The organism is Alishewanella sp. WH16-1 (genome assembly GCF_001441695.1).
In the GTDB taxonomy this organism is placed as follows: domain Bacteria; phylum Pseudomonadota; class Gammaproteobacteria; order Enterobacterales; family Alteromonadaceae; genus Alishewanella; species Alishewanella agri.
The window spans coordinates 101,510-113,206 of record NZ_LCWL01000001.1 but is presented as its reverse complement, the minus strand read 5'-3'; the positions used below and the strand labels follow the sequence as shown (position 1 = coordinate 113,206).

The 11,697-nt window shown below is 52.9% G+C and carries 11 protein-coding genes; 10 read left to right on the top strand and 1 reads right to left on the bottom strand.

Features of this window, described 5'->3' with window-relative positions:
* Positions 1 to 76: 76 nt before the first annotated feature.
* The gene (gene dinB, locus AAY72_RS00550; RefSeq protein WP_057785154.1) at positions 77 to 1,210 is read right to left on the bottom strand and encodes a DNA polymerase IV; all 1,134 of its coding nucleotides are present in this window, start codon (positions 1,208 to 1,210) and stop codon (positions 77 to 79) included.
* Positions 1,211 to 1,442: 232 nt separating this feature from the next.
* Here dinB and glyA point away from each other — a divergent pair, with 232 nt between their 5' ends.
* The 10 genes from glyA to AAY72_RS00500 all read left to right on the top strand — a co-directional run bounded on the left by glyA (position 1,443) and on the right by AAY72_RS00500 (position 11,664).
* Entirely contained in the window at positions 1,443 to 2,696 is a 1,254-nt protein-coding gene (gene glyA, locus AAY72_RS00545; RefSeq protein WP_057785153.1) for a serine hydroxymethyltransferase, read from the top strand.
* A 120-nt stretch (positions 2,697 to 2,816) separates the two neighbouring features.
* Positions 2,817 to 3,269: a transcriptional regulator NrdR gene (gene nrdR / locus AAY72_RS00540; RefSeq protein ID WP_008607564.1), complete on the top strand. Its 453-nt coding sequence runs from the start codon at positions 2,817 to 2,819 to the stop codon at positions 3,267 to 3,269.
* 1 nt (position 3,270) lies between these two features.
* Positions 3,271 to 4,410 (top strand): bifunctional diaminohydroxyphosphoribosylaminopyrimidine deaminase/5-amino-6-(5-phosphoribosylamino)uracil reductase RibD, encoded by a 1,140-nt coding sequence (gene ribD / locus AAY72_RS00535; protein WP_082628910.1) that lies wholly within the window; start codon positions 3,271 to 3,273, stop codon positions 4,408 to 4,410.
* A 1-nt stretch (position 4,411) separates the two neighbouring features.
* On the top strand, positions 4,412 to 5,062 hold the full coding sequence (locus AAY72_RS00530; RefSeq protein ID WP_057785152.1) for a riboflavin synthase: 651 nt from the start codon (positions 4,412 to 4,414) through the stop codon (positions 5,060 to 5,062).
* Positions 5,063 to 5,073: 11 nt separating this feature from the next.
* Positions 5,074 to 6,183 carry a bifunctional 3,4-dihydroxy-2-butanone-4-phosphate synthase/GTP cyclohydrolase II gene (gene ribBA / locus AAY72_RS00525; protein WP_008951479.1) on the top strand — a complete coding sequence of 370 codons (1,110 nt, stop codon included), beginning with the start codon at positions 5,074 to 5,076 and terminating at the stop codon, positions 6,181 to 6,183.
* Positions 6,184 to 6,259: 76 nt separating this feature from the next.
* Positions 6,260 to 6,724, top strand: coding sequence for a 6,7-dimethyl-8-ribityllumazine synthase (ribE, locus tag AAY72_RS00520; RefSeq protein ID WP_008607568.1), 465 nt, complete (start codon positions 6,260 to 6,262; stop codon positions 6,722 to 6,724).
* 12 nt (positions 6,725 to 6,736) lie between these two features.
* The gene (gene nusB, locus AAY72_RS00515; RefSeq protein WP_008607569.1) at positions 6,737 to 7,150 is read left to right on the top strand and encodes a transcription antitermination factor NusB; all 414 of its coding nucleotides are present in this window, start codon (positions 6,737 to 6,739) and stop codon (positions 7,148 to 7,150) included.
* A gap of 42 nt (positions 7,151 to 7,192) precedes the next feature.
* Positions 7,193 to 8,152 carry a thiamine-phosphate kinase gene (thiL, locus tag AAY72_RS00510; RefSeq protein WP_057785151.1) on the top strand — a complete coding sequence of 320 codons (960 nt, stop codon included), beginning with the start codon at positions 7,193 to 7,195 and terminating at the stop codon, positions 8,150 to 8,152.
* Entirely contained in the window at positions 8,152 to 8,628 is a 477-nt protein-coding gene (locus AAY72_RS00505) for a phosphatidylglycerophosphatase A (protein WP_057785150.1), read from the top strand. Before thiL ends, AAY72_RS00505 begins: the two co-directional genes overlap by 1 nt.
* A 27-nt stretch (positions 8,629 to 8,655) precedes the next feature.
* Positions 8,656 to 11,664 (top strand): two-component regulator propeller domain-containing protein, encoded by a 3,009-nt coding sequence (locus tag AAY72_RS00500; protein WP_057785149.1) that lies wholly within the window; start codon positions 8,656 to 8,658, stop codon positions 11,662 to 11,664.
* The last annotated feature ends 33 nt before the right edge of the window (positions 11,665 to 11,697 follow it).

The window sequence follows — 11,697 nt, the reverse complement described above, 5'->3', positions numbered from 1 at the left end:
GATCCCGCCTCCTACTCGATTGCCGACTTTATTGCCGGCTTAGTTGGCACTGCTGCCGTGATTCAAACCCGCTGGCTTAACCAGGCAGACAGGCCGCACTATAATTAAATTCATTAGGATGGGTTAGCGCCACCTCAAATGGCAGGCTTAACTGCTCTTCGCACTGTGTTTTAAAGCCCAATTGCAATCCCAACAGGCGAATACCCTGATCCGCGCGTCTTTGCCAGGCCTGTGTTAACAGCTCGTTTAGTAATACCGGGTCCAGATGCTGGCTTTGCGTCTCGACTGTGGTCAGCCGAAAATCACTAAACTTTAATTTCACGCCGATTTTAGCCAGTAAATGCGCCTTGCCGCTTTGCTCGAGCCGGCGTTGTAAATCCGGCAATAACTGTTGCAGCATCTGCTGGGCGTCAGTTAGCTGGTGTAAATCGCTGGCCAGGGTCCGCTCCACCGCGACCGATTTGCGCTCCCGGCTCGGTTGCACCTCGCGCAGATCGATACCCTGACAGCGCTCTAACAAACTGGCGGTTTGACTGCCAAACTCTTTGAGTAGAGCGCTTAGTAACGGCAGCGGCACTTCACCACCCGGCGGTACAATATCGCGGCAAAATTGTAGTCCCAGCCTGGCCAGCTTCTCCGCTGCCTTAGGGCCGACGCCGGGAATTTTGCGTAGCGGCAGCGCGGCGACAAAGTCGGCTACCTTAGCCGGCGTTAACACAAAGAGCCCATCCGGCTTATTTTCATCACTGGCAATTTTCGCCAGAAATTTATTTGGTGCCACCCCGGCGGAGACGGTCAGACCGGTTTCCGCGAACACGCTACGGCGGATATCTTCAGCAATCAACGTGGCGCTGCCGGCAAAATGTGGGCTAGCACTGACATCAAGATAGGCTTCATCGAGAGATAGGGGTTCGACTAACGGTGTGTAGCGCAAAAAGATCTGGCGGATCTGCCTACTGACTGCCTGATATTTATCCATATTGCCGCGGACAAAAGTCAGCTGCGGGCAACGCTTTAATGCCTCATGACTGGACATCGCGGAGCGCACACCAAAGGCCCGCGCCGGATAATTACAGGTGGCGACGACACCCCGTTTACCGTCACTGCCGATGGCGAGCGGAATATCACGCAGCCGCGGATTATCGCGCATCTCCACGGCGGCGAAGAAGCAGTCCATATCCAGATGAATAATTTTCCGCGTCGAAGTCATCGCTAATCAAGGTGCTGTATGAATAACCAGTAATGTAGCTGATGACTGCGGCTTTGGCAACTTTGCTGCACATTTTTAGCCTGGTAAAAACGGCGCGGGTGGCATATTTTGTTTTGCAGAAGTCTGGACGGCTGTTTTTTCGGTGCAACAATTTTTATTTCAGGGTAGAATAGCCGCCAGTTTTTCAAACTGTCGTTAACGTTAAGCGTGATAGCCGCGCCCAGGAGAAAGCATGTTAAAGCGTGATATGAATATTGCGGATTTTGATCCGGAATTATGGCAATCCATGGTTCAGGAAACTGAGCGGCAGGAGGCTCACATTGAGCTGATCGCGTCAGAAAACTATGCCAGCCCCCGGGTGCTGCAGGCGCAAGGTTCACAATTAACCAATAAATATGCTGAAGGCTATCCGCACAAACGTTACTACGGCGGCTGTGAGTATGTGGATATCGCGGAAGATTTAGCCATTGCCCGCGCGAAAGAATTATTTGGTGCCGACTACGCCAACGTGCAACCGCACTCAGGTTCACAGGCGAACTCAGCGGTATTCCTGGCCTTGTTAAATGCCGGCGATACTATTCTGGGTATGAGTCTGGCCCATGGCGGTCACCTGACTCACGGTGCCACAGTAAGCGCCTCGGGTAAGCTGTATCATGCGGTACAGTACGGTCTGCATCCTGAAACGGGTGTGATTGATTATGATCAGGCTGAAGCGCTGGCCTTAGAGCACAAGCCGAAGCTGATTATTGCCGGCTTCTCGGCATACTCAGGTATTGTTGACTGGCAGCGCTTCCGTGAGATTGCGGATAAAGTCGGTGCCTACCTGATGGTGGATATGGCGCACGTTGCCGGTCTGGTGGCGGCAGGTCTGTATCCAAACCCGGTGCCTATCGCCGATGTGGTGACCACCACCACCCATAAAACCCTGGCCGGCCCTCGTGGCGGTCTGATCCTAGCCCGTAAGAACGAAGCCATTGAGAAGAAACTGAACTCAGCGGTGTTCCCGGGCGGACAGGGTGGCCCGTTAATGCATGTGATCGCGGCGAAAGCGGTAGCCTTTAAAGAAGCGCTGCAGCCGGAATTTAAAGTTTATCAACAGCAGGTGCTGGTGAACGCTAAAGCCATGTGTACTGAGATGATCAGCCGTGGCTATAAGATTGTATCCGGTGGTACCGAGAACCATCTGTTCCTGATGGATCTGATTGATAAAGATATCACCGGTAAAGATGCCGATGCCTGGTTAGGGCAGGCGCATATTACGGTAAACAAGAACTCAGTACCGAACGACCCGCGTTCGCCATTTGTTACCAGCGGTCTGCGCATCGGTACCCCGGCTATTACCCGTCGTGGTTTTAAAGAAGCCGAAGCACGTTTGGTTGCTAACCTGATTTGTGATGTGCTGGATAGCCGTGGTGACGAGGCGGTAATTGCCAAGGTACGCGCCCAGGTAGCTGAAGTCTGTGGCCGCTTCCCGGTTTATGCCTAAGGCATAACTCGTGCTATGCTGTGATGGCCGCTAATGCGGCCATTCTTTTATGCAAAGCGCCGGCTAAACAGGCTGTTAGCGCCTTGTCCTGAACAGTTAGCTAGGGGGTAAAAGGTCAGTATGTATTGTCCCTTTTGTAATGCCGATGATACCAAGGTCATTGACTCGCGTCTGGTCGCCGATGGTCATCAGGTACGCCGTCGTCGCGAGTGCCTGGCGTGCCACGAACGCTTTACTACCTTTGAAGCGGCAGAGTTGGTGATGCCACGAATTATTAAACGTGACGGCTCCCGCGAACCCTTTAATGAAGATAAGTTACGCAGCGGTTTATTACGCTCGCTGGAAAAGCGGCCGGTGGCGACCGAACAAATTGAGCAACTGATTAATAAAATTAAATCCCAGCTGCGGGCCACCGGTGAACGTGAAGTCGCCAGTAATTTGCTGGGGAATCTGATAATGGATGAGCTGGTGAAAGTTGATAAAGTTGCTTATGTGCGCTTTGCCTCGGTGTACCGCTCCTTTAAGGATATTCGCGAATTTGGTGAAGAAATTGCCCGCCTCGGAGAGCAATAAGGTGAGTTTTAGTCAGGCCGATCATGCTTTTATGCGCCGCGCGCTGGCGCTGGCAGCACAGGGCCTCTTTACCACTGATCCCAACCCCAATGTCGGGGCGCTGGTGGTTAAAGATGGCCAGGTGCTCGGCGAAGGCTTTCATCAGCAAGCCGGCGGCCCGCATGCTGAAGTCTTTGCCTTACAACAAGCCGGTAGCGCCGCCCGGGGTTCGACCTGTTACGTGACGCTGGAGCCCTGTGCCCACTATGGTCGCACGCCACCTTGTGCGGAAGCGCTGGTAAAAGCCGGTGTCTCCCGGGTGGTGATTGCAATGCTGGATCCGAATCCGCTGGTCGCTGGTAAGGGCGTTGCCATACTGCAACAAGCTGGCATTAGCGTTGCGTACGGTTTATTAACAGAGGAAGCCAGAGCGCTTAATCCGGGCTTCTTAAGCCGGATGGAGCGGCAGCGGCCTTATCTGTATCTGAAACTGGCGGCCAGTTTGGATGGGCGTACCGCCCTGGCGAATGGCCAGAGTCAATGGCTAACAAGCGACGCCGCACGTGCTGACGTGCAGCTATGGCGGGCGCAGGTTAGCGCGATTTTATCCACTGCCAGTACCGTGCTCGCCGATGCGGCGCGCTTAACGGTACGGCAAAGTAGCGCTGCTGGCGCAGAGCTAATCCGGCCGCTTGCCGATGGCAGTTTACGCCAGCCACTGCGGGTGATTCTGGACCGGCAGCAGCGGTTAACCGGCAGCGAGCCGCTGTTTAATGAAGGCGGTCCGGTGCTGCTGTGTTATGCCGCTGACGCCGCGCCGCGTAAGTTAGCCGAGACAAAGGTCACAGTGGAACAATTGCCGCTGGCGTTAAGCGCTGACGGTCAGTTGGACCTGGTTCAGCTGCTAACACGACTCGCAGCGCGACAGATTAATAGTCTGTGGACGGAAGCCGGCGCGATATTAGCGGGCAGTTTGCTAAAAGCTGGCTTAGTCGATGAATTACTGCTGTATCAGGCCCCGCTGCTGCTGGGCGAACAAGGCCGGCCATTGGCGGTACTGGGTGATTTTCAGCAACTGGCGCAGACGCCAAAACTGGCGTTTAATGAGGTTATTAGTCTGGGGCCGGACCTGCGCCTGCGCGCCCGCCTGAGCGAGGAATAAGATGTTTACCGGTATTATTGAAGCCACCGGCACCCTGAGCCGGCTTAGCCCCAGGGGCGGTGATCTCAGTGTCACCATCCAGAGCAGTAGTCTGGATTTTAGCGACGTCAAATTGGGCGATAGTATCGCGACGAATGGTGTCTGTTTGACGGTCACTGCGCTGGGTGCCCAGTCTTTTAGTGCCGACTTGTCGGCTGAAACCTTAGCCCTGACCCGCTTTGGTGAATATAAGGTCGGGCAGTTGCTGAATCTGGAAAAGGCACTGCTGGCAACCGGGCGTCTCGGCGGGCACCTGGTAAGTGGTCATGTCGATGGGGTGACGTCTTTGCTGGCCATGGAACAAAGCGCCCGTGCCTGGCAACTGTGGTTTGCGCTGCCGGCAGAACTGGCGCCCTTTATTGCCCACAAGGGCTCGGTGACTATCGATGGCATTAGTCTGACCGTAAATGAAGTACTGACTGACCGTTTTCGCTTAACCATAGTGCCGCATACGGCAGCACAAACTACCTTACTGACCTTGCAAAAAGGCAGTCGGGTGCATATAGAGGTGGATCTGTTAGCCCGCTATATCCAGCGGCTGTTAACCACACCGGTTGCGGCGCCTAAGGGCGGTGTTGATTTGGCGTTGCTGGCGCAGCGCGGCTTTTTATAAGAAGGTTAGTTATGCAACTGAATACCCCCGCTGAAATTATTGAAGATATCCGTCAGGGCAAGATGGTGATCCTGATGGACGATGAAGATCGTGAAAATGAAGGCGATCTGGTGATGGCGGCTGAATATGTCACGCCGGAAGCGATTAACTTTATGGCCAAATATGGCCGCGGTCTGATTTGTTTAACCCTGACCAAAAAGCGCTGCAAGCAGCTTAATCTGGCGTTAATGGTTGATGCCAATAAATCGCCGTTCTCGACCAATTTTACCGTATCGATTGAAGCTGCCGAGGGCGTTACCACCGGTATTTCGGCGGCAGACCGCGCCCGCACTGTGAAAGCGGCGGTTGCACGTGATGCCAGTCCGGCAGATATCGTGCAGCCCGGCCATATTTTTCCGTTAATGGCGCAGGACGGCGGTGTACTGGTGCGGGCCGGTCATACCGAAGCCGGCTGTGATCTGGCGCGCCTGGCTGGCCTGGAGCCGGCCGCCGTGATTGTCGAGATCCTGAATGATGACGGTACTATGGCGCGGCGCCCGGATCTGGAAGTTTTTGCCAAGCAACATAATATTAAGATTGGCACCATTGCCGATCTGATTGAATACCGTAATCTGAATGAAACCACCATCGAAAAGGTGGCAACCTGCCAGCTGCCAACGGAGATGGGTGAGTTTGAACTGGTGACTTTTAAAGATACTATCGATAATCAGCTGCACTTTGCGCTGGTGAAAGGGGAAATCCAGCCAGAACAACCAACCTTGGTGCGGGTTCATTTACATAACACCTTCAGTGATTTATTACTGAGCAACCGTGGCGCTAACCTGAGTTTCCCATTGCATACCGCCATGCAGCGTATTGCTGATGAGGGCGGGGTGCTGGTGCTACTGGGTAAGCACGAGTCGACTGACGAGCTGGTGCAAATGGTGCAGAATTTCCAGGCTGAAGATAAAGGTGAAAAACCCCGCTCGGCGCCCTGGAAAGGTACCTCCCGTAATGTTGGCGTTGGTTCGCAAATTCTGGCCAGCCTTGGTGTGCGGAAAATGCGGCTGTTAAGCCAACCGAAAAAGTATCATGCGCTGTCGGGTTTTGGCCTGGAAGTGGTGGATTACGTTTCTGAATAAGCCTCTGCCAGAATGTCGCAAACTATGCTATTATGCGCGGCTGATTTTAGTGGCAGTTAACAAGTAAGGACTGGCAATGCAGGTGATTGAAGCAGGCTATGCTGCAACAGGTAAAAAGATCGCGATCGTGGTCGCGCGCTTTAACAGTTTTATCGTCGAAAGTTTGCTTAGCGGCGCCGTAGATACTTTACAGCGTGTCGGCAATATCGCCGCTGAAGATATTACCGTGGTACGCATTCCCGGTGCCTTCGAACTGCCATTAGCGGTGCAGCGGGTTGCTGCCAGCAAAAAATATGACGCTATCGTTGCGCTGGGCGCGGTGATCCGCGGTGGCACGCCGCACTTTGAATATGTATCCGGCGAATGTGTCAAAGGTATCGCTCAGGTCGCGATGCAGTTTGACCTGCCGGTTGCATTTGGCGTGCTGACGGTCGACAGTATCGAGCAGGCGATCGAGCGTGCCGGTACCAAGGCAGGCAATAAAGGCGGTGAAGCAGCGATGTCGGCACTGGAAATGATTAATGTGCTTGAGCAGCTGTAACAGGAAACCGGCATGAAACCAAATGTGCGTCGTCAGTCCCGCTCGTTAGCGGTACAAGGTATCTACAGCTGGCAAGTCAGTCAGAATCCAATTGCCGATATTGAACAGCAGCTGTTGCTGGAAAACAATGTCAAACATCTGGATGTGCCTTACTTCCAGGATATTCTGCGTGGCGTGGTGTTACATCACAGTAAGCTCGATGAAGCCATTAAACCTTTTCTGGAACGGCCGTTTGAAGATATCGATCTGGTCGAGAAAGCGGTGTTACGGGTATCGGCTTATGAGCTGAAATATCGCCTGGATGTGCCTTATAAAGTTGTCATTAATGAGGCAATTGAATTGGCCAAGGCCTTCGCCGCGGATGACAGCCACAAATTCGTCAATGGTATCCTGGACAAAGCCGTCCGGGTATTACGACCAGCATAACCTGCTTTATGGAGGCCGACGTAAGTCGGCTTTTTAATCTGTATGGGTGAATTTGATTTAATTGCCCGGTACTTTAGTCAGGCCGGGGCAAAACGCGCTGATACCCAACTGGGGATCGGTGACGACGGTGCTGTACTGCGGGTGCGGGATGGCTATGATCTGGTGATCACCACCGATACTATGGTCTGTGGCACCCATTTCTTTGCCGATGTGGATCCCAGAGCCCTCGGTCATAAGCTGGTGGCGGTTAACGTCAGTGATTTAGCAGCGATGGGCGCGGAACCTGCCTGGTTGTCGCTAGCCCTTACGTTACCGGAAGTTAACGAAGACTGGCTGGCGGAATTTGCTGCCGGTTTACATGAAACTGCCGACTATTATCACTGCCAGTTGATTGGTGGTGATACTACCCGCGGACCACTTAGTCTGACCATGATTGCCAAGGGGTTGGTGCCGCATGGTAAAGCCATTACCCGCAGCGGAGCCAAGGTCGGTGATTATATCTATGTTACCGGCACTTTGGGCGATGCCGCGCTCGGTTTAAAGTTGGTGCAAGGTCAGCATCAGGTCAGTAAGAAACATCAGGGCTACCTGCTGCAGCGGTTTCATTACCCTTCAGCCCGGGTGGCTTTGGGACAGGCGCTGCGCAATCTGGCGAGTAGTGCAATGGATATCTCTGATGGTCTGGCCGGTGATTTACCGCATATTTTGCGCCGGTCCGGTGTTGGCGCCTTTATTGATGTCAATCGCATTCCGATGTCGCAAGCGTTAAAAGACAGTTGCGATCAAGCCGAAGCCTTACAGTTGGCCTTATCCGGTGGTGAAGACTATGAGTTGCTGTTCACGGTGCCGGAGAGCCGCCGTGGTGCCCTGGATGTACTGTTAAGCCCTTATGGCGTACCTGTTACCTGTATCGGCCGCATTACCGGCGCCAGTGGCAAACTGGAATTAAAAGCCGGTGAACAGGCTATTAGTTATCAACATACCGGCTTTGTTCATTTCTGATGCAGAAAACTAAATTTCAGCTGTCTAAATGGCAGCATTTCTTAGCCCTCGGCTTTGGCAGTGGTTTAGCACCAAAAGCACCGGGTACCTTTGGTACCTTAACGGCGGTGCCTCTAATCATATTATTCAGTCAGTTAGGCAGCCTGTGGTACGGGCTGTTTTTGCTATTTGGCACCGCTCTGGGTTGCTATATTTGTGGCAAAGCCGCGGCGGATGCCGGTGAGCATGACCACGGTGCTATTGTCTGGGATGAGATTATCGGCTTTATGCTGACGATGTTAATGGTGCCAATTTCTGTTAGCAGTCTGTTAGTGGGCTTTGTATTATTCCGCTTCTTTGATATTGTCAAACCCTGGCCGATCCGTTGGTTTGATCAGCGGGTGCATGGTGGTGTTGGCATTATGCTGGACGATCTGCTCGCTGCATTGCCGGCGCTGCTGATTTTACAGCTGTTAGTGCAGCTCAATTGGTTGTAAGGGTAAATCTATTCTAGGGAGGGAGTCATGCGACTGTTCTGCAGTATTTTGATGCTGTTGTGGCTACTGCCGCTACAGGCTGCAACTCCCTCAGTCTTTGACTACGATATCAAACACTGGACCAGTGCTGATGGTCTGGCCAGTAACTCGGTGCGGGCAGTGACCCAGGATCAGCAAGGCTATCTGTGGTTCGGAACCCTCTATGGTTTGCATCGTTTCGATGGCCAACAATTTGAAGTCTTTACCACTGAAACTCACCCCCACCTTGCCAGCAATGCTATCACACAGTTATTAACCGACAGTGACGGGCGGATTTGGATCGGTACCAAAGCCGGCTTATCGGTGCTACAACCGCAAGAGCTGAGCTTTGAGCGCTTGCCGTTATTTAATGAAGTTACCTCCTTGATCGAAATGGCTCCGGGTGAAGTCTGGGTGGCTGCAGACCAATTGTTTCAGGTGCAGCAGGGGCAATTACAAAGGATTGAGCAGGTTAAAACCGTTGTCAGTCAATTAACCCGCCATCAGCAGCAGGTGTGGGTGGTGGCGGCAGAAAGCCTCTATCAACGTGATGCCGATGGTAGCTGGCAGCAATTTGAATTGCCGCCGGAGTTGCGTCAGACACCGGTGTATGACGTCAGTTGGACTAGTGGCGGCGTGATGTTAGCTGCGGAGCCTGGTCTTTACCGACTCACTGCTGCAGGCGTAGTGGCTGAGGCATTGCCGGATAACAGTAAGGTTCCGGTATACCAGGTGTTACAGGATAGCAACGGCGCTATGTGGCTTTCGGCCTATCGGAAATTATTTTACCGGTTTCAGCAACAAGACTGGCAAACTGTGACCGTGCAGGAGTTAGGGAATTATCCCTGGTTTAGTGCGCTGTATCAGGATCAGAATCAGCAACTTTGGTTAACCAGTTTTAGCGATGGTATCTATCGTGCCGGCCTGACCCAAATCCGGCGCTTGCAACCGGCTCCGGATCCGGTGATCCGCAGCTTGGCGCTGACACCACAGGGGCAACTGCTACTGGCAGCGCAGACCGAGTTAGGCGTGCTGAGTAAAGACGGTGATTACCAGCAAATCCTGGTGGCAGAACAGTTGCAAGGACAAACGGTGCACGCGATGTATTGGCCTGAGCCTACAACGTTGTGGCTTGGCTTAGAGCGAGGTTTATTTCAGCTAACACTCGAAAAGGGTAGTTTACAACCATTATTTCCGGAGCTGCAGGGGCAGGCCGTCAGAGTGATCCAGGGCGCCAGAGCCGGTGGCGTTTGGCTGGGGGCTTTAAAGGGCTTGTATTTCGCAACCGCAACCAAGCTGGAGTATTGGAGTGAAAACGCGGAGCTGGAATCGCGGCAAATTACGGCGCTGGATGAGAGTGAACAGCAGTTATTGGTGGGTACCAGCCGCGGTTTGTATCGCTGGCAACAACAACGTTTAACCCGGCTCGGCTCGGGTACTGCGCTCTATAATGCCTATATTATGGCGATACTGTTGCTCCCCGATCAAACGATACTGGTCAGTACCCTGGATGACGGTATTTTTATTTTGCAGCCAGGGCAGAGCTGGCAGCAGCTACACAGCGGTAATGGCTTGTTACACGGACCTGCGGTCAGTTTTTACTTCCATCAACAAAGCGGTTGGATCTGGATCAGTACGCACAAAGGCATCTTCCGCCTCGAACGTGCCAGCCTAAATCAGTTGCCACAAGAGGGGTATCGTATCGAAGAGGTGCTATCGCCTTTTGATCGTCAGATGGGCTCACTCTCCAGTCGATGCTGTAATGGTGCCGGTCAGGCTAAAGTGGCCTATTGGCAACAACAGCTCTGGTATCCAACTTTAAAAGGCGTGGTAGCAGTACCTGAACAACCACAAGGTACGGCCTTGCCTGATATTCAGTTACGGGTAAAACAGGTCCAAACTCCGCGTTTATATCCGTTAACAGCAACTGAGCGTCGCTTAGTGTTGGAGCAATATGAGCGTAATCTGACCATCAGTTATACGGCTTTGGAGTTTAGCCGGCCGGAAAGTCTGGAGTTTCGCTATCAGCTGCAGGGCTTTGATGAAGAATGGTACAGCGCTGCCGAGCGGCGGGAAGCGGTTTATACCAATTTACCACCCGGTAGCTTTGACTTCGTGGTACAGGCCAAATACCGACATCAGAGCTGGCAGGAAGCGGTGCAAGCACAACTGCAACTGGTGATCCCGCGCCATTTTGATGAAACGCTGCTATATCGCTTATTATGGCTGGTATTGATTATCAGCTCCTTGTACGGTTTGTTTTGGCTGTACCGGCAGAATGCGCTGTTAAAACAGGAGCAGCTCGAGCGTTTGGTGCGACAGCGGACACAGGAGTTAGAAAACTCCAATCAGCGTTTAAACGAGCTTAATGAAGAGTTGCAGCAACTGACTCATCGCGATAGTCAAACCGGATTACGCAATAGCCGGTTCTTACACGAGCAATTGCCGAAAGACATTGAGCACTTCCAGCGTAATCTGGCCTCACTGCAAGCCCAGGGTAAGAGTATCGCGCTATTGGTGTTGCAACCCGAAGCTTTGGCACCGCTGGTACAACAGCACGGCAAGGGGATTACCGATAGCCTGTTGCAGCATTTTAGCGCAGTACTGAGTCGTGAGACCCGCGGCTCGGATTATGTTGTACGACTGGATAACTGGCAATTTGTCGTGGTGTTCCGGGATATTCCGCTGTCTCAGGTGGGCGCCTACGGTAAAAAACTGGCTGAGCAGCTGTCGGCTTTAACATTAAGTGAAGGCAACAGTCAGCAGCGCCTAAAAGTCTATGGCGGTTATGCGCTTTATCCTTTGCCGCTATTGGGCGGGCAGCTATTGGGGTGGGAAGTGTCGTTGCAACTGGCCAGTCTGTCCGCCAGTCAGCTACTGCAAAATGCCACACCAGGGGTCGCCAGTCTGCAATTTGCCGGGCAGGTTGATGCCTTTGAGTTTGAAGAGAGCACTGATCTAGAGCGGCAGGTGTTAAGGCTGCAGGCTGAAGGCTTAATCTGGTTACAACAGGAATAGCAGGCCCCGGGTGGAGCCTGAGAGTAAGAGCTT